Genomic DNA, 18,690 nt, shown 5'->3' with positions numbered 1-18,690 from the left:
TCGAGGCACCCAGCCCCTCCCCCGCACCCCGATATGAAGCGTCCCTGCGGTCTGGGGGTGCTTGTCAAGGCATCTTTCCCGCCTTGACAAGCACCCCCAGACCGTCAGCACAATCAAGCTTCGGGGTGCCCCACGCAACCACCGCCTGCAATGTCGCCGCCAGGCGACGAGCAACTCACCCCCGCCGCCGAGACGGAATAGCCGTCAACGCGGTAAACAGCACAGCAGCCAGTTGCACCAACAGCAACAACCCCCGCTCAGTCCCCGGAAACATCACCGACACCTCCGAAGACTGAGCAGGCACAGACACCGCAACCTGATGCCCCCAAGCAGGCACAATGGGCACAGCCTTCCCATTGACACTGGCCTGCCACCCAGCCTCCTGCTCAGCCGCCAGCACGAGCAACCGCCCAGTAGGCCCCTCGGAAGCCCGAACCCGAACATCCGGCAACCGCGCAGCCACCGGCGAAATCCCAGGATTAGTCCCCGGCGCACCCCCACCGGTGACCGCCTGCTTAGCCAACTCCGGCGAAATCAACGCCACCTCGCCAGCCTTAGGCAACAACCGCAGTACCGGCCGCCCATCCGCCATAGGCGCAGCCACCGCAGCAAAATCGCTAACCGCAGCCGCAAAAGCCCGCGCATCCGTCCCGCTCGGCAACACCACGTACTGCACCCCAGAAGCCGCAGCCGCCGCAAACACCCGCTTCAGCGCCGCGACATCCCCCTGCCCCAGCCCACGCCGCCACTCAGCCAACCGCTCCGGCGACCCCTTGACCGGCGCAAGCTCGTCATCGCCAAAGAGCGCCAGCCGTCCACCGGTCTGCCGAACCTGCCCAGAAGAAACGTCCAGCACACCCCGCCCAGTAGCCGCGACATCGGCAGCCACCTCAGGCGCCAGCTGCGGCCGCGCCGCCGCCGTCAACGGCCCCTCACCCCCAGTCGCGACCGCCCCCACGGCCAACGCAGCGACCACCACGACCCCAGCCACCGCCAACACCTTCGGCAGCCAAACAGCAGGCATCGCCGGCCCACCACGCTGCCAAGTAGCCAGCACCGCCCACAACAAACCCGCCCCGACAACGAGCAACGGCACCCCGGCATACCCCGACGCAGGCGTCCCGCCCTGCATCGGCGTCAACTGCACCTGCCGAACCAACACCACGCCGACCAGCCCGAGCACCGCAAGCGCCAGCCCGCCGACAACCTGCTTCCGCGGCCGAACCACCAACGCAACCAGCGTCGCCGCCAACACGACAACGCCGATCGGCCACGCCCCCGGCCCACCAGGCGTAAGCCCGGCAAGATCCGTAGCCGACGCAGGAGCAGCCGGACCGCCAAGCCCCTGCAGCAACAGTTCCGGATGCCGCAGCAACACCGTCGGCCACGGCAGCAGCAGAACGAGCGGCAACAACACCACGATCCCGACCGACGCCACCCGCCGAGCCAGCCCGGACGGCGCGGGCAGCACCACAAACCCGACCAGCAGCCCCACCAGCGCGAGCCCATGCGCGAGCGGCGAAAACGCCCCGAGCAACGCGACACCGAACGCCGACAGCGCCGAGACGTGCAACCACCGCGTACCCGGCCGAGTCAGCAGCCGAACGATCCCCGCGACCACAAGCGGCAACACGAGATGCACCACAACCACATCGAGCCGCCCCTGCGCGACCGACGCGGTAGCGGCAGGCAGCAACGCGTACGTCGCGGCAACAGCAGCGCGAACCCAACGGCGCACCGCGAGCTTGCGAGTCGCGACGTAAGCGCTGAGGGCGGCAAGCGGGATGTCACCGATGAGCAGGATGGCCACCAGCGCGGCCGGACCGCCGATCGGAGCGAAGATCGCGCCGATTGTCCCGAGCACCGGCAGCGTCGCGGGAGCGGGCGCACCGGTGCCGCCAGCGATCGAGTGCCACGGCGACAGGTACGTCGACCAGATCTCGCCGAGCCCGCCGACCGGCAGCAGCTGCCCGCCCCACAGGTCGAGCCCGAGCCGTCCGCGATTGAGCACCAAAGCCAACGCGGTGAGCAGAACGACCAGCACCACCGGCGGAGCGAAGACGGTCGCGGCGAGCACGCGCCGCCGGTTGACCTCCACGAACACCAGATCCGGTTCCGGCGCGGCCGGTTCCGGACGAGGCGAAGGCGACGGATGGGCCGCGGTCTCCTCGACCGCTTCAGTGTCCTCTTCGGACACCGGCGATTCCGGCAGCGTGACCGCGACAACCGTGCCCGGCCGACGCAGCCCGCGGCCCCGGGTGCTCAGGCCGCGCAGCGCGCCAGCAGGCAACGCGTCCGGACCGACCGGACGCGCGCCGGACGCGGCGAGCGCCTCGGGCGGAATCCACGCGGACTCCTGCTCGACGCTCTCCGGAACCGTCCCGAGGGCGACATCACTCTGTACCCCGCGCCGGACAAGTCCAACCACCCCGGCGCTGATTGCGTTGCGCAGCCGCGTGATCCGGCTCGTGAAGAGCCCGCGGACCGTCCCCGGCCGAGGCTGGTCGCGCCGCTGCGCACGGGCCGCACGGAGATTTCCCTTGCCCCCGCACAGGTATCCGAGCGCGGCCAGTTCCGCGCCGGCTTCGGTGGTGCGCCGCAGCACGAAGAACACGAACGCGCGCAGCACCAGCATGATCGGCAGCCGGACGAGCCCGAACCAGAACGACGGGGTCGAGCAGTTGACCAGAAAGACGCGCAGACCGTGCGCACGGTTGAGTGCGGCGAGCGGACGGCCGGCGGCGTCCGGGGTGCGTTGCCCGGTGGACAGCGCGCGAGCGTGCCGGACGCGCGCCGAGGGCACCGAGAGCACGAGCGAACCGGCCGCGTTGGCGCGCCAGCCGAAGTCGAGATCCTCGCGCAGCAACGGGAAGTCCTCGTCGTAGCCGTCGAGGGCGTCCCAGAGTTCCCGCTGCACCAACGATCCGGCACTCGGGACGGCGAGGACCTCGGTGGGTTCGCCGTCCGGCGCGGCCATCTGCTGCCGGTGCCCGGAGGCGTCGGTGGACAGCCCGGCCTCGACGATCAGCCGCGGATCGGTCCAGTCGGTGCCGAGCGGGCCGAGCACCTTCGCGGACGGGTTTTCCTCCGCGGCGCGGACGAGCTGGTCGAGACAGTCGGGTTCGGGAGCGCAGTCGTCGTGCAGCACCCACAGCCACGTTCCCGGGTCGCCCCACCGTTCCACCGCGTGCGCGACGGCCGCGGCGACCGCTTCCGCGAACCCGGTTTCACTCGTCAGAGTGACAACTCCGGACAGCACGGGTTCCTCGGCGGCCGCGCCCGGCTGCGCTGCGTCGGCGAGCAGTTTCGGGGTACGGTCGGTTGATCCGGTGTCCACGGCGAGCACGTGCCGCGGACGGACTGTGCTGCGCCGCAACGCGGAAAGCGCCAGCGGCAGCCATTCTTCGCCGTCGTGACAGACCACAATGGCCAGAACGGGCAACGTCCGCACAGCGGGCGGAACGACGGTGCGAGGCAAGAACGGCTCCTGCTCGGACGGGACGATAGGTGCGGTCACCCTACGGCCTGCGCCGAAGCCCGGGCACCGGCCCACGCCGCACGTCCGGCGGATCCCACCGCGTGGACCAACCACCGTCGACGGGACGAGCACACAAGAAATTCAGCGCGGACCGAACCCGCACTCAAGTGAAGACCCGCCGCGCCCGTTCCAGGCGAGAGATCCGCGGCACACCGGGGATCTCGGGAGCGGAAGACGAAGATCACAAAGAGAACCACGGCACAGCACCGGAATTTCCGGCCGCCGCGACGGCAATTCTGCCCGCACGCCCGTCGCGGGAAAGGCCGCGCGAATCCGTCGAATGTGCCCGGCGACACCCGGGCGGGGGCTCCCCTCCCCGCCGCGTCGCACCGGCCGCACCACTGGCTCGCCGCCACGACGGCGGCGGGGCGCACCCCCGGTCCGCGTGGACCGGGGGAACCGAAACCCGTTTAGACAGCCCGTTTCTTCAGCTTGCGACGTTCCCGTTCGGACAGTCCGCCCCAGATGCCGAAGCGCTCGTCGTGCGCCAGCGCATACTCGAGACAGTCGTCCTTGACCTCGCAGCCAAGGCAAATCCGCTTGGCCTCGCGGGTCGAGCCGCCCTTCTCGGGGAAGAACGCCTCCGGGTCGGTCTGCGCGCACAGGGCGCGCTCCTGCCAGTCCTGCTCCTCGGGGACGTCGAAAAGGTCGGTCAGATCCCCGAGCTGCTGCTCCGGGTTCTCTCCCCAACCCACGACGTGCCCCCATTCCCTGTTGTCCGCTTCCAACCGCACGTCCGCCTCCTCGCTCCTACGCACTCCCCAGGCTGGCGGTGGTGAAACGACACCCGCTGCCCCCTCCGACAGCGAATGACATCACTGTGATTACACCTGTGTAGGTCGGCCAGGTCAAGCCGAGTAGCGAGTTCGGGGGATCTCTGTGCCCGGGTGCGCAAGGGGACACGCCGAAGACTTCACACCGGGCATACGGAAGACTGGTGGGGTGCAGAGATCAGCAGTGCGTCCGAGCCCGATCTTCCTCGGCATCCTCGCCGTCGCCGTCGCCGGTGGTTTCCTGGCTGCATACGGTGATTCCACGACTCTTCTCGGTTCCCGCGACCCGATGTTCATCGCGGGCGTCGTGCTCCTCGTCGCGGGCGGCTGGATGACGTCGCTGACGCTCCACGAGTTCGGGCACGCCTTCGTCGCCTTCCGCGGCGGTGATCACGAGATCGCTCACAAGGGGTACCTCTCGCTGGACGTCCGGCGCTACGCCGACCCCGTCCTGTCCTTCGTGCTGCCGCTGATCTTCTTGCTGATCGGCGGCATCCCGCTGCCCGGCGGCGCGGTGTGGATCAACCGCGGCGCGCTGCGCAACCGCGCGACCGCGTCGTGGACCTCGCTGGCCGGCCCGCTCAGCAACCTCGCCTGCGGAGCCGCGCTGTGCCTGGCGACGATGCTGATCCCGATGGCGGCGGGCCTCTTCTACGCGATGTCGTACCTCGCGCTGCTGCAGATGATGACGTTCCTGATCAACATCCTGCCGGTGCCGGGGCTCGACGGCTGGGGCGCGCTCGAGCCGTACCTCTCGCCGCAGGCGCGGGCGTTCGGCGCGCGGGTGCGGCCGTGGGCTCCGCTGGTGCTGTTCGCGCTGTTCTTCCTTTTCCGGCCGGTGTCGGATCTGCTCTGGACGATCGCCGGGCACATCTACGCGCCGCTCGGCGGCAACGCGTCCGCGGCCTTCATCGGGCAGAGCGCGTTCCTGTTCTGGCGGTAAGGGCTCAGGCCCACTGCCGGTGGGCCATGAGCCACGCGTGCGCGCGCTTCCAGACCTTTTTCAGTCCGGAGCGCTCGCCGAGGTAGTCGCCCGCCGCGCCGACCACCGGCAGCATCCCGAGTGCCCGGTGGATCCACCGGCCGCGCGGGCGCTTCTCGAGTTCGCCGGTGATCCCCCACAGCGACTTGCCGAGGTGCCAGAGCGTGCTGGCGACGGCTTTCGCGGTCACCTTGCCGTGTTTGCGATGGGATTCGTCGAGTTCCTCGGTGAGCCGCGCGGTCTCACTGTCCTCTGCGGACTGAGCGGACTTGTCGTGGCTGGCTCCCGCCGCGAGGTCGGCGTCGATGTCGCGTTCGAACAGCACCGAGGCGATCAGCCGGACGCGGCTGCCGACGTCGGTCACGCCGTACTCTCCCGCGATCGCGCACAGCACCAGCCCCTGCGACGCCGCGCCGAGGGTGTCCTGCACCGGCAGCCGGTCGGCGAGCGCGCCGCCGAGACCGGGGATCGACGTCAGCAATGAGGTGAGCCGTCCGACGCGGTTGACCCACCAGCTCGCGCGCTGGTCGATGTCCATCGCCGCCCACCCCGCGGTGCCGGGCAGCTTCACCGTCGTCAGCGCGCGGAGCATTTTCTTCTTGAGCCCGGCGTCGGCGAATTCACCCTCGCCGCGGCGGGCGCGCGCCTGCATTCCAAACGGGTCGGCCTCGCGCAACGCGTCGATCACCGGAGCGCAAGCGCGCACGAACGGGCGCAGAATCGCGACGACCTGGCGGTCCGAAATGGCCTCAGACACGGGCACCTCCCTTCGCCGCGGCCCGGCCCAGCCCGCCGCCGAGGACCAGTGCGGCGGGCAGCGCGCTCGCGCCGAGCAAAAGCAGCGCGCGCCAGTCCTGGACGAGCACCACGTCGCCGCCCGGACCGAACAGGCCGACCCCGAACACCACGAGTACCCACACCAGCAGCGGCACGAACGACAGCCCGGGCCGGACGAGTTTCCCCGCGGTCAGCACGAGCCACGGCGTGGTGACCGCTCCGACGAGCGCGGTGACCGGCATCGGCACCTCGCCGAGCGGACCGAGGCGCAGCGGGAGGAAGAACAGTTCGAGCAGCGCCAGCACGACCGCGTCGAACGCCAGCAGCACCAGCATCAGCCACTGGTCGCGCGTGAGCGGGGCGGGCGGAGCGGGCACCGTCACCACCCGCCGAACAGATCGGTCTCGGCGCCGCGGGAGTCACCGTGGGCGAGCACGAAGTATTCGGCGGACGGGATCGGCTGCGCGATGCTGTTGGTGAGCGCGAAGTGCGCGACCGGACCGTCGACCACAGTCAGCTGGGTTTCGTGCGCGCGCAGTGCCGCCAGCTTCGCCTGCCGGTGCGCGGAGATGTCGACCACGGTGGTGATCTTGCCGTCCGGAGTGGACGGAAGCTCGCCGTCGGCGGCCACCCGGAACGGTGATGTCCCGTCGGCGCGCAGTTCGGCCAGGCCGACGGTGAGCGCGGCCTCGGACTGGACCACGTGGAAGACCCGCTCGACCGACGGGGCGTCCGGAGCCGCTGCCATGGTGATCTCGTGCGCGCGGATGTGGTCGGGATGGCCGTAGCCGCCGAAGGAGTCATAGGTGACGACCACCTGCGGGGCGAAGTCGTCGATGAGTTCGCGCAGCTGAGTGGTCTGCTCCACCGCCGAACCGCCGGTGAACGCCCGCGGATGCTCGGCGGCGGGCGTGCCCGCCATGCCCGAATCGCGCCACCGGCCGATGCCGCCGAGGTACTCGTGCCGGGCGAGGCCGAGTGCGGCAGCCGCGGCGGCCATCTCCCCGGACCGGTATCCGCCGAGCTGGTCGGCCTCCGCCGCGACGAGCCGCGCGAGCCGCGGCGGGACGATTTCACCCTCTTCGCCGAGCGTGCAGGTCACGACGCACACCTCGACGCCCTCGGCCGCATAACGCGCGATGACCCCGCCGGTGGCGATGCTTTCGTCGTCCGGGTGCGCGTGGACCAGCAGCAGCTTCCGCTTCACGCCCTCAGGTTAGTGACCGTCGCGTCCGCACCCGGGAGGCCGACCCCCGGCGCGGCGTTCCGGAATGGAATCCGCGGTGTGCACGGGAAAATGCATCGGCATCCCACTAAGCCGGATCAGCGTCCCGGACCGTGGGCGTTCCCTTCCGCGGAACGTTCCGCGGTTCGGAATGCGCGGGCAAGGACGCAAGATGCTCGGAACACCCACCGAGTACCGGTCGCCGTTCGGGCAGTCCTGCCCGGGCCCGGCGGCGGGCGCATTGTTTCGCTTCACGAGATCGGACCAATTTCTTGTCACTTCGGGTTCGTCGCGGCCGTGTGACTGCTCCATTAGCTGGGGTACCGCACACGGAACGGGGCGGTTATTGTCCGCCGGGCCGGTTGGCCCGCTGGACCGAACTGCCACCCGAACCGGTCGCTGATTTCCGTGATCAACTACTGACCGTAGTCGATCAAGTGCGGAAACCACGGTGCAACCAGGGGGCACGAGATATCTGTTCCGCAACGATCTCACTGAGAGTGTCCGGATCGATAGGTTTGCCGTCTGTCCAATGCCTAAGTTTCACGGCTACGGTGAGCAACGCGATACCGATCGGTGCTTGCGCGTCAGGAAGAACCGCCTCGCAAACCCGCGACGGCGTCGAGCAAGGAGAATGAATGTTAGTGACGACTAGGTCGCGCGCCGCCAAACTCGGCGCGTTCGTCGCGGGCGCGGCCCTTCTGCTCTCCGCGTGCGGTGGTGGCGGAGGCGGCAACAGCGCGGTTCAGACCGGGCAGGCATTCGCCGACTGCGACAAGAACCCGAATTCCTGCAACTCGGCGCAGGCCGATCAGCTGCAGCAGGGCGGCGACGTCACCTTCGCGATCGAGAAGAACGTGCCGAACTGGAACGTGACCTCGGCCGAGGGCAACGTCTTCGAAACCGGCATGGTCACCAAGGGCATCCTGCCCTACACCTTCTACGCGACGCCTGACCTCAAGCCGGTCCTGAACAAAGACTTCGTCGAGTCCGCCGATCTGAAGGACCCGAAGACGATCGTCTACAAGATCAACCCGAAGGCGGTCTGGTCGGACGGCACGCCGCTGTCGGCGGACGACTTCATTTACAACTGGAAGGTGCAGAACGGCAAGGACTGCCCGGACTGCTCCCCGGCCGACACTTCCGGCTACGACCAGGTCACCTCGGTCGTCGGCTCGGACGGCGGCAAGACGGTGACCGCGACCCTCGCGAAGCCGTTCACCGACTGGAAGAAGCTCTGGGGCTCGGCGGGCGCGATGTACCCGGCGCACCTGGCCAAGCAGCACGGCGACACCAACACCCCGGCCGGCCTCGCGTCGTCCTACAAGTGGTTCGGCACGACCCTCCCGACCTGGTCGGGCGGCCCGTGGAAGATCTCGAAGTTCGTCAACAACCAGTCGATCACCGAGGTCCCGAACGAGAAGTACTGGGGCGAGAAGCCGAAGCTGAACAGCGTCATCTTCCGCATCATCACCGACGCGACGCAGGAGCCGACCGCACTGCAGAACAACGAAGTGCAGGTCATCTACCCGCAGCCGCAGGTCGACCTGATCAACCAGGTCAAGAACATGCCGAACATCTCCTCCTACATCGGCCTCGGCCTGACCTGGGAGCACTTCGACTTCAACCTGAAGAGCCCGGCGCTCGGCGACAAGACGCTGCGCCAGGCCCTCTACACCGCGATCAACCGCAAGGACATGATCGCCAAGACCGTCGGCCAGTTCACCAACAAGGTCGAGCCGCTGAACAACCACAACTTCATGCCCCAGCAGGAGGGCTACAAGGACGTGGTGAGCTCGACCGGTCAGGGTTCCGGTGACGTCGAGAAGGCCAAGAAGATGCTGACCGACGCCGGCTACAAGCTGAACAACAACCAGCTGTCGGACCCGAGCGGCAAGGCGATCCCCGAGCTGCGCATCCGCTACACCGTCGGCAACCAGATCCGCCAGAACGAGTGCGAGCTGTTCGCGCAGACCGCGGCTCAGCTGGGCGTCAAGGTGAAGGTCCAGTCCACCGACGACCTCGGCCAGACCACCACCAGCGGCGACTACGACGTCATCGTGTTCGCGTGGGTCTCCTCGCCGTTCGCGATCGGCGGCGCGAAGCAGCTGTGGGGCACCGGACAGGGCAGCAACTACGGCAAGTACACCAGCAAGCAGGTCGACGACCTGATGGACCAGGCCAGCGCCGAGCCCGACCAGACCAAGGCGGCGGACCTGCTCAACCAGGCCGACCAGATCATGACCAACGACGCGTACGTGCTTCCGCTGTACCAGAAGCCGACCTTCATCGCGTCCTCGGACAAGATCGCGAACATCCGCAACAACTCGACGCTCGACGCTCCGGTGTACAACATGTCGGAGTGGGGCATCCGGAAGTGATCAACGACCGGTAGATTCCCGCGGGACACCCGGTGAAGGGCCGGCCGAAGCTGCCGGCCCTTCACCGTATCCGCGAACGAATGCCCTTTTAGTTCCCGAACACCACGATTGCCCCGTTACGTCGCCAAGGCCCTGCCACCACGAGCGGCGGGCGCCGGCAGAACACCGTCCAGAGCAGGAAGACCTCCATGCTTGCCTTCGCACTGCGCCGGCTTTTCGTCTCGGTGCCGATCCTCATCGTGTCGACGTTCGTCGTCTTCGTGATGGTGTCGCTTTCGGCCAACCCGTTGACCCCGCTGATCGCGAGAAACCCGCCGCCGCCCCCTCGCACCATCGAGCTCGAACGCATCCGGCTGCATCTCGACCAGCCGATTCTCGAGCGGTACTGGCACTGGATCACCGGCATCCTCCACGGTGATTTCGGCCCCTCGGTCCAGTCCACCATGAACATCGGCAGCGAGGTGTTCGGCCGCTTCGGCGTGACGCTGCGGCTGATCGTGCTCGCCATGGTGGTGGCGCTGATCCTCGCCGTGCTGATCGGCGTGATCAGCGCGTCGCGGCAGTATTCGAAGTTCGACTACACCGCGACCTTCTTCGGCTTCCTCTTCCTGTCGATGCCGTCGTTCTGGTTCGCGCTGGTGCTGAAGCAGGTCGGGATCTCGATCAACACGACGGTCGGCGACCAGGTCTTCTACACCATCGGCTCTTCTTCGGTGGTCGCCGCGGGCGGGTTCTGGACCCAGTTCGGCGACGTCCTCGGCCACCTGATCCTGCCGACGATCTCGCTCGCGCTGACCAGCTACGCGGCCTGGAGCCGGTACCAGCGCGCTTCGATGCTCGAGGTGCTCAACAGCGATTACGTCCGTCTCGCGAGGGCCAAGGGCCTGCCGCGCTGGACGGTGACGCGCAAGCACGCGCTGCGCAACGCGCTGATCCCGCTGACCACGGTGACCGCACTCGACATCGGCTCGATCCTCGGCGGCGCCGTGGTGACCGAGACCGTGTTCCAATGGCAGGGCGCGGGCGCTTTCCTGCTGGACGCGATCAAGCGAAGCGACGTGTACGCGGTGGAGGCCTGGCTTCTCATCGCGGCCACGTTCATCATCCTGCTCAACTTGGTCGCCGATCTGCTCTACGGCCTGCTCGACCCGAGGATCCGCTATGCCTGACGACGCATTCGAAACCCCGCCCACCACGCTGGGCAGCTCTCGGTTCGCTCCGGCCGACCCGCAGACCCCGCAGGGCGCGCCGGAACGCGAGTTCACGGTCAAGGAACGCAGCCAGGCGCAGCTGGTCTTCCGGCGCTTCCTGCAGCACCGGCTCGCGATGATCAGCCTCGTCGTGTTCGTGCTGATCATCCTGTTCGCCTACGTGGGCGCGGCGATCTGGAAGTACGACGCGGGCGCCATCACCGACCAGAACTCGGCCCCGCCCTCGGGCGACCACCCGTTCGGCACCGACGCGGTCGGCCACGACACCCTCGCGCAGGTGATGCGCGGGACGCAGATCTCGCTGCAGATCTCGATCCTCGTCGCGATCTTCGCGACCGTCGTGGGCACCGTGTGGGGCTCGGTCGCCGGGTATTACCGCGGCTGGCTCGACACGGTCCTGATGCGCATCGCCGACCTCGTGCTCACCCTCCCGCTGCTCGCGGTCGCCGCGGTGCTCGGCCACCAGTCCGGCGGCACGTGGTGGCTGATCGCAGTCGTCATCGGCGGCCTTTACTGGGCGTACGTGTCCCGGGTGGCCCGCGGCGTCGTGCTTTCCTTGCGCGAGAAGGAGTTCGTCGAGGCGTCGAAGGCGCTCGGCGCGAGCGACAGCCGGATCATCTTCCGGCACCTGGTGCCCAACGCGCTCGGCGCGATCATCGTCAACCTGACGATCCTCGTGTCGATCGCCATCCTGCTCGAGACGGCGCTGTCGTTCCTCGGCTTCGGCGTGCAGCCGCCGGACACCTCGCTCGGCCTCCTGGTGAGCAGCGCGCAGACCGCGATCGACACGCGGCCGTGGCTGTTCTACTTCCCGGGCATTTTCATCATCCTGATCGCACTGACGATCAACTTCATCGGGGACGGCCTGCGGGACGCGTTCGACCCCCAGCAGACGAAGGTGCGCGCATGACCCAGAACGTCTCCGACGGACGCGGCGGCGATCCCGTCCTCGTCGTTGAGGACCTGACCGTGCAGTTCCCGACCAGCGAGGGCGTGGTCAGCGCCGTGCGCGGCGTGAACTACCAGCTTCGCCGCGGCGAAGTGCTCGGCATCGTCGGCGAATCCGGCTCCGGAAAATCGGTGACCTCGCTCGCGGTGATGGGCCTGCTGCCGAAGACCGCGAAGGTGTCCGGCTCGATCCGGTTCGGCGGGAAAGACCTGCTGAAGTGCAGCGAGAAGGAACTGAACAAGGTCCGCGGCAAGGGCGTCGCGATGGTCTTCCAGGACCCGATGACGTCGCTGAACCCGGTGTACACCGTGGGCGACCAGATCGCCGAGGCGATCACCGCGCACCACGACGTGCGCAAGGACGTCGCGAAGAAGCAGGCCATCGAACTGCTCGACCTGGTCCGCATCCCGAACCCGAAACAGCGCGCGGACGAGTACCCGCACCAGCTGTCCGGCGGCATGCGCCAGCGCGTCGTGATCGCGATCGCGATGGCCAACAACCCGGACGTGATCATCGCGGACGAGCCGACCACCGCGCTCGACGTGACGGTGCAGGCGCAGATCCTCGAGGCGCTGCAGGCCGCGCAGAAGGAAACCGGCGCGGCGATGGTGCTGATCACGCACGACCTCGGCGTGATCGCCGGCCAGGCGGACCGGGTGCACGTGATGTACGCGGGCAAGGTCGTCGAGTCCGGCACAGTCGACGACATCTTCTACAACCCGCGGATGCCGTACACGCTGGGCCTGCTCGGCAGCCTGCCGCGGCTGGACGTGAAGACCGAACGGCTCACGCCGATCACCGGTTCGCCGCCCGCCACGCAGAACATGCCGCCGGGCTGCCCGTTCAGCCCGCGCTGCCCGCTGTCCCAGCCGATCTGCGACGAGGAGGAACCCGAACTCGTCGCGGGTCCGAACGGCCAGCACGCGGCCTGTCACTTCACCGAGCAGGTCGTCGGGAAGGACCCGGCCGAGCTGTTCAGCGCCACCTCGGCCGACGCGGCAGCCGTCCCGGTCGCCGTGGACGCCGCCGCGACCGACACGGAGACGAACCGATGAGCGAGGCCACGACGGCGCGGGAGCCCGTCCTCTCCGCGCAGAACCTGGTGAAGCACTTCCCGATCCGCGGCGGCGGCCTGATCCGCCGCGTCTCGGGCGCGGTGCAGGCGGTGTCGGACGTGTCGTTCGACATCTACCCGCACGAAACGCTCGCGCTGGTCGGCGAATCCGGCTGCGGCAAGTCGACCACGGCCCGGATCGCGCTGGCGCTGCAGCCGCTCACCGGCGGCAAGGTGACCTACGAGGGCAAAGACCTCGCGACGATGAGCAAGCGCGAACTGCAGCGGCTGCGGCGCAGCATGCAGATCGTGTTCCAGGACCCGTACGCCTCGGTCGACCCGCGGCTGCCGGTGAACGAGATCATCGCCGAACCGCTGCGCATCCACGGGCTGTACGAGAACGGCGGCAAGCAACAGGTCCGCGACCTGATGAAGACCGTCGGCCTGCGGCCCGAGCACGGCAACCGGTTCCCGCACGAGTTCTCCGGCGGCCAGCGCCAGCGCATCGGCATCGCCCGCGCGCTCGCGCTGAAGCCGAAGGTGCTGGTGCTGGACGAGCCGGTGTCCGCGCTGGACGTCTCGATCCAGGCCGGCGTGCTCAACCTGCTGAAGGACCTGCAGGCGGAGCTCGGGCTGTCGTACCTGTTCGTCTCGCACGACCTTTCGGTGGTGCGGCACGTGGCGGACCGGATCGCGGTGATGTACCTCGGCAAGATCGTGGAGACCGCGCCGTCGGAGGAGCTGTTCGAGACTCCGGCGCATCCGTACACCCAGGCGCTGATCTCGGCGATCCCGGTGCCGGACCCGCGCAAAGAGCGGACCCGGCAGCGGATCGTCATCACCGGTGACGTGCCCAGCCCGGCCAACCCGCCTTCGGGCTGCCGGTTCCGGACTCGGTGCCCGAAGTTCGCCAACCAGCTGGACGACGCCGGGCGCGAGAAGTGCAAGACGGAGGAGCCCGCTTTGGTGGACCGGGGGCACGCGCACCCGGTGGCGTGCCACTTCGCGGAAAGCTTGCAGCTGATCTGACGCACCAACGAGAAAGGGCCTCGCACTTCACCGTGCGAGGCCCTTTTTCGCAGGTCCGACCGGTTCAGCGAGGCTTGCGCCCCAAACGGGGTTTCTCAGTGGTGCGGTGTGGTGGCGGGATCGTTGCAGCGGTGCACCGCCTGGCGAGACGGGCTTGCGTGGCTCGGTTCCCGCGAAAGGTACGTGAGGGGAACCCTGAGGGAATCTGATTCCCTCAGGGTTCCCCTCACGTACCTCGGCATCGCGGGCATCGCGCGCCAGGCCCGTCGGCCCGGGGCGAGAACCCCGCGCGCTACCGAGAAAACCCCAATGTGGCGTTGGGTGCGTCAGACGCACCGAACGCCACATTGGGTGCGTCGGATGCACCCAATGCCACATTGGGGCTGGATCAGGTGGCGCCGCGAGTCCAGTTCACCGCGGAGCCGAACGGGCCTTGCATCGGCGGACCCGGCGTCAGGCCGGAGATTCCCTTGCCCACAGCCAAAGTCGCGGCTTCCTGGAACAGCGGGATCGCGACGTTCTGGGCCCACAGCTGCGATTCCAGCGTCTTGAGCGAATCGGTGACTGTCGCCGATCCGGTCAGTGCTGAGTCGATCGTCGCTTGCAAGCCCTGGTCGCACAGTCCGGCGGGATTGGCTGGCACCACGGGTTTGGTCTTGTCTGCGGGAGGCAGCTCGGGCGCGCAGCCGTAGTTGGACGCCAGCACTGTCGCCGGGTCGCCGCCCACCGGCTGGCCCACGACGGCGATGTCGACGCCCACGGTGCTGTTCGAATCCGGGCTCGCCTGCTGTTTTCCGTTCACCACCGGCATTGCCAGCAGCGACGAGTACAGGTCGCGCGGCTGCGGTTTGATCTGGTTGACCTCGATGCCGCCCGCGACCAATTCCGACGCCAGTTCCTTCGCGATCGACGCGTACGGTTCCTGTTCCCCGGGCGACGCGAGCACGATCGACAGCGTCTTGTTTCCCTTGCGCCACACGCCGGCTTCCTTCTTGTACCCGGCGGCGGTGAAGTACTGCTCGGCCTTGGTCGCGTCCGGAGCCGACGGCGGGCCCGCGGGGATGGTTGCCGCGTAGCCCTTCGCGGAGGGCGGCAGGACCTGCGCGTCCGCCTTCAGCGTCGCGGACGGGCCGCCCTTCGCCCCGGCGGAGATCAGCTTTCCGCGGTCCAGCAACGCGGCGATGCCTGCGCGCACCTGGGGTTCAGACAGCGTCGCGCTGACCGGGCGCAGCAGCACCGACGCGGTCAGCGGGCGCGGCACTGTGTGCAACTGGACCGCCGAGCCCAGGTCGTTCAGCAGCTGCAGGCCGGTGGAATCGGTGTGGGTCAAGGAAAACTGGTCGTTGCCGCTGCGCAGTGCCGTCGCGATGCCGGACGCGTCCGAGCGGCGCAGGATGAGAGTGTCGACCGCGGCTGGCTTCTCCCAGTACCGGTCGTTGCGCTGGAGAGTCGCTTCGCCGCGGGCGGTGTCGATCGTCTTGATCGCGAACGGTCCGGCTACCGCGGGGAAGCTCGTCGCGAGCGCGTTCGTCCAGCCGCCCGGCGAGTCTTTGAGCAGGTGCTGCGGCAGCAGGTTGTCGAACAGCGTCTGCCAGGCCGGGTACGGCTTGCTGAAGGTGACCTCGACGCCCTTGCCACCGTCACGCGATTCGATGTCCGAGATCAGCCGGTAGCCCGCCGGATCGATCACGCCGGGGTTGGTCTTCATCGCGTTGGCGAGGTAGATGAAGTCCTCGGTGGCGATCGGGGCCCCGTCGGACCACGAGGCGTCCGGGCGGATCACGTACTTCACCGTGAACGGCACCTGCGAGACGACGTCGGCCGAGACCATCAGCGTCTTGTCGAGCGTGCGCGCGCCGTCGTCGGACTGGCGGAACACCGAGGGCAGCAGCAGTTGCGACAGCGCCGTGGTGATCGTCGACGCGTCCGCGATGCTGTGCGGGTTGTAGCCGCCGACCACGTCGTCCACGCCGACCACGATCTGCGACAGCGCCGCCGCGCTGGTCGTGCTCGACGGCGGAGCCGAAGTGACCACCGGGGGCGGCGGGGTGTTCGAACACGCGGCGAGCAGTACTCCCGCCAGCGCGAGCACCGGCCCCAGCCGGCGTCCGAATCGCACGCTCGTCCTCCTGAAAGTTCCCGCCGCGCTCCGTGGTCGAAGCGGTCATGCTGCCATGCCAGGGCGGGGGCCGGCATCGAGATTCCCACATCGGCCGCCGCTCCGTGACATCGGAGTGGATACCGCCATAAGAGTGGACGCACGAACCGCTGCCGGGGTTCACGCGAAAGGGCGCCTCCCGGAACGGGAGGCGCCCTTTTTCACCTTCGCGAGGTTCAGCTGTTGTCGCGGCTCTTGGCCCGCGAGCGCTCCTTGGCGCGAGTGTTGATGTCGAGCGTGACCTTGCGGACCCGCACGACCTCCGGCGCGACCTCGACGCATTCGTCGCTCGCGCAGAACTCCAGCGCCTCCTCGAGGCTGAGCTTGCGCGGGCGGGCCAGCGTCTCCATCACGTCGGCCGAGGACTGCCGCATGTTGGTGAGCTTCTTTTCCTTGGTGATGTTGATGTCGAGGTCCTCGAACCGCGGGTTCTCGCCCACGACCATGCCCTCGTACACCTCCGCGCCGGGCTCCACGAAGAACGTGCCGCGGTCGGCGAGCTGGATCATCGCGTACGCGGTGATCGGGCCCGAACGGTCGGCGACCAAGGAGCCGCTGTGCCGGGTGCGGATCTCGCCCGCCCACGGGAAGTAGCCCTCGAACACGTGGTTCGCGATGCCGGTGCCGCGGGTTTCGGTGAGGAAGTCGGTGCGGAAGCCGATGAGGCCGCGCGAGGGCAGCACGTAGACCAGCTTGATCCGGCCGGTGCCGTTGCCGCTCATGTCCTCCATGCGGCCCTTGCGGGACGCGAGCAGCTGCGTGATCGCGCCGAGGTGCTCCTCGGGCGAGTCGATGTACAGGCGCTCGAACGGCTCGTGCAGCTTGCCGTCGATCGTGCGCAGCACCACCTGCGGCTTGCCGACGGTCAGCTCGAAGCCCTCGCGGCGCATCTGCTCGACCAGGATGGCCAGCGCCAGCTCGCCTCGGCCCTGCACCTCCCAGGTGTCCGGGCGCTCGGTCGGCAGGACGCGGATCGACACGTTGCCGATCAGTTCCTGGTCGAGGCGGGCCTTGACCAGGCGCGCGGTGACCTTGTCGCCGCCGTTGCGCCCGGCCAGCGGCGAGGTGTTGACGCCGATGGTCATCGAGATGGCCGGCTCGTCCACGGTGATCCGCGGCAGCGCGACCGGGTTCTCCGCGTCGGCGAGGGTGTCGCCGATGGTGATGTCCGGGATGCCCGCGATCGCGACCAGTTCGCCGGCGCTGGCCTCGGACGCCGGGACGCGGGTGAGCGCCTCGGTGACGAGCAGCTCCGAGATCCGGACGTTCTGGACGGTGCCGTCCTCGCGCATCCAGGCCACAGTCTGGCCCTTGCGCAGCTTGCCGGCGTGGATGCGGATCAGCGCGATGCGGCCGAGGAAGTTCGACGCGTCGAGGTTGGTGACGAGCGCCTGCAGCGGGGCGTCCAGGTCCGCCGCCGGGGCCGGGACGTGCTGGAGCAGGGTCTCGAACAGCGGGTCGAGGTTCTCGCTGTCGGGAAGGCCGCCGTCCTCGGGCTGCTCCAGCGACGCCTTGCCGGCGCGCGCGGAGGCGTAGACGACGGGCAGGTCGAGGATCGCGTCGAGGTCGGCGTCCTCGATGTCGCCCGCCAGGTCGAGCAGCAGGTCGTGAGTCTCCTCGACGACCTCGGAGATTCGGGCGTCCGGCCGGTCGACCTTGTTGACCAGCAGGATCACCGGCAGCTTCGCCTCGAGCGTCTTGCGCAGCACGAAGCGGGTCTGCGGGAGCGGGCCCTCGCTCGCGTCGACCAGCAGCACGACGCCGTCGACCATGGAAAGGCCGCGCTCGACCTCGCCGCCGAAGTCGGCGTGGCCCGGGGTGTCGATCACGTTGATGGTGACCGTGCCGTCGGCGGTCTGGCGGTGGATGGAGGTGTTCTTCGCGAGAATGGTGATGCCCTTTTCCCGCTCGAGCTCACCGGAGTCCATCACGCGGTCGACCAGCTCGGCGCGTTCGGCGAAGGCGCCGGACTGGCGGAGCATGGCGTCGACCAGGGTGGTCTTGCCGTGGTCGACGTGGGCGACGATCGCGACGTTGCGCAGGTCGGGCCGGGTCTTGCCGGACGCGCGGCCGGTTTCGACCGCGGTGGCGCTGGCTGCGGGCACGCGAGGACTCCTGAACTTCGAAGAAAAAGGCGGGTGGCACCGCGCGGCGGATCGGGATGACGGGCACCGGACACTGCGACCGGCTCTCGCTGACCGGCTTTGGCCACACGCGGACTTCAATCAGGATACCTGTTGGGTTGGTGTGAGGAGCGCCACGCCCTATGATCGGTTAGGCTCACCTAACCTGGTGGATGTCTTGACGGCCGGTTTGAGGAGTACGCGGTGGGGAAGAAGCACGCGGATGATCCTCGGGCTGTGGTGCGGAAGCTGATGAAGGCCGGGAAGGTCAAGAAGAAGTGCTGCCGGTCCAAGGATCGGTGCAAGAAGTGTCCTGTTTTGGCTTTGAAGAAGGCTAAGAAGCAGGTGGAGAAGGCTGCTTGAGGCCTTCGGCTCGTCGCCTGGCGGCGACATTGCGCTTTGAGTGGGGCCACCACCCCGAAGCTTGAGTGTCCTGACGGTTCGGGGGTGCTTGTCAAGGCGGGAAAGATGCCTTGGGCGACGTGCGGAT

At 68.4% G+C, this 18,690-nt stretch carries 14 protein-coding genes; 7 read left to right on the top strand and 7 right to left on the bottom strand.

Annotation, left to right across the window (positions count from 1 at the left end):
- Nucleotides 1-175: 175 nt before the first annotated feature.
- Both ACWDNU_RS40450 and ACWDNU_RS40445 read right to left on the bottom strand, forming a co-directional pair.
- Nucleotides 176-3,478, bottom strand: a complete 3,303-nt coding sequence (locus tag ACWDNU_RS40450) for a glycosyltransferase (protein ID WP_449672739.1) — start codon at nt 3,476-3,478, stop codon at nt 176-178.
- A gap of 470 nt (nt 3,479-3,948) precedes the next feature.
- On the bottom strand, nt 3,949-4,272 hold the full coding sequence (locus tag ACWDNU_RS40445) for a WhiB family transcriptional regulator (RefSeq protein ID WP_037355639.1): 324 nt from the start codon (nt 4,270-4,272) through the stop codon (nt 3,949-3,951).
- 223 nt (nt 4,273-4,495) lie between these two features.
- Between ACWDNU_RS40445 and ACWDNU_RS40440 the strand changes: the two genes are divergently transcribed.
- Nucleotides 4,496-5,254, top strand: a complete 759-nt coding sequence (locus ACWDNU_RS40440) for a site-2 protease family protein (RefSeq protein WP_344286272.1) — start codon at nt 4,496-4,498, stop codon at nt 5,252-5,254.
- 4 nt (nt 5,255-5,258) lie between these two features.
- On the opposite strand, the gene ACWDNU_RS40435 is transcribed toward ACWDNU_RS40440, so the two are convergent.
- The 3 genes from ACWDNU_RS40435 to mshB are packed head-to-tail and all read right to left on the bottom strand — an operon-like array spanning nt 5,259 to nt 7,277.
- On the bottom strand, nt 5,259-6,050 hold the full coding sequence (locus tag ACWDNU_RS40435) for a hypothetical protein (RefSeq protein ID WP_449672738.1): 792 nt from the start codon (nt 6,048-6,050) through the stop codon (nt 5,259-5,261).
- Nucleotides 6,043-6,405 (bottom strand): hypothetical protein, encoded by a 363-nt coding sequence (locus tag ACWDNU_RS40430; protein WP_354751031.1) that lies wholly within the window; start codon nt 6,403-6,405, stop codon nt 6,043-6,045. Before ACWDNU_RS40430 ends, ACWDNU_RS40435 begins: the two co-directional genes overlap by 8 nt.
- Before the next feature lie 44 nt (nt 6,406-6,449).
- On the bottom strand, nt 6,450-7,277 hold the full coding sequence (gene mshB / locus ACWDNU_RS40425; protein WP_449672737.1) for an N-acetyl-1-D-myo-inositol-2-amino-2-deoxy-alpha-D-glucopyranoside deacetylase: 828 nt from the start codon (nt 7,275-7,277) through the stop codon (nt 6,450-6,452).
- Nucleotides 7,278-7,933: 656 nt separating this feature from the next.
- Between mshB and ACWDNU_RS40420 the strand changes: the two genes are divergently transcribed.
- The 5 genes from ACWDNU_RS40420 to ACWDNU_RS40400 all read left to right on the top strand — a co-directional run bounded on the left by ACWDNU_RS40420 (nt 7,934) and on the right by ACWDNU_RS40400 (nt 13,919).
- Complete coding sequence (locus tag ACWDNU_RS40420; protein WP_370934284.1) at nt 7,934-9,676, top strand: ABC transporter family substrate-binding protein; 1,743 nt, start codon at nt 7,934-7,936, stop codon at nt 9,674-9,676.
- A gap of 188 nt (nt 9,677-9,864) precedes the next feature.
- A complete protein-coding gene (locus ACWDNU_RS40415; protein WP_370934283.1) occupies nt 9,865-10,845 on the top strand; it encodes an ABC transporter permease in 981 nt (326 codons plus the stop codon).
- Nucleotides 10,838-11,797: an ABC transporter permease gene (locus tag ACWDNU_RS40410; RefSeq protein WP_370934282.1), complete on the top strand. Its 960-nt coding sequence runs from the start codon at nt 10,838-10,840 to the stop codon at nt 11,795-11,797. Before ACWDNU_RS40415 ends, ACWDNU_RS40410 begins: the two co-directional genes overlap by 8 nt.
- Nucleotides 11,794-12,891, top strand: a complete 1,098-nt coding sequence (locus tag ACWDNU_RS40405) for an ABC transporter ATP-binding protein (protein ID WP_449672736.1) — start codon at nt 11,794-11,796, stop codon at nt 12,889-12,891. The genes ACWDNU_RS40410 and ACWDNU_RS40405 overlap by 4 nt, the downstream gene beginning before the upstream one ends.
- Nucleotides 12,888-13,919, top strand: a complete 1,032-nt coding sequence (locus tag ACWDNU_RS40400) for an ABC transporter ATP-binding protein (RefSeq protein ID WP_370934280.1) — start codon at nt 12,888-12,890, stop codon at nt 13,917-13,919. The genes ACWDNU_RS40405 and ACWDNU_RS40400 overlap by 4 nt, the downstream gene beginning before the upstream one ends.
- A 388-nt stretch (nt 13,920-14,307) precedes the next feature.
- On the opposite strand, the gene ACWDNU_RS40395 is transcribed toward ACWDNU_RS40400, so the two are convergent.
- Together ACWDNU_RS40395 and typA are read right to left on the bottom strand one after the other, a co-directional pair.
- On the bottom strand, nt 14,308-16,011 hold the full coding sequence (locus ACWDNU_RS40395) for an ABC transporter family substrate-binding protein (RefSeq protein WP_449672740.1): 1,704 nt from the start codon (nt 16,009-16,011) through the stop codon (nt 14,308-14,310).
- A 242-nt stretch (nt 16,012-16,253) separates the two neighbouring features.
- On the bottom strand, nt 16,254-18,182 hold the full coding sequence (typA, locus tag ACWDNU_RS40390; RefSeq protein WP_370934278.1) for a translational GTPase TypA: 1,929 nt from the start codon (nt 18,180-18,182) through the stop codon (nt 16,254-16,256).
- A gap of 222 nt (nt 18,183-18,404) precedes the next feature.
- Between typA and ACWDNU_RS40385 the strand changes: the two genes are divergently transcribed.
- Entirely contained in the window at nt 18,405-18,563 is a 159-nt protein-coding gene (locus ACWDNU_RS40385; protein ID WP_354740076.1) for a hypothetical protein, read from the top strand.
- Nucleotides 18,564-18,690 lie beyond the last annotated feature (127 nt).

Source organism: Amycolatopsis sp. NPDC003676 (assembly GCF_053587275.1).
This window is presented reverse-complemented; position numbering and strand designations above follow the sequence as displayed.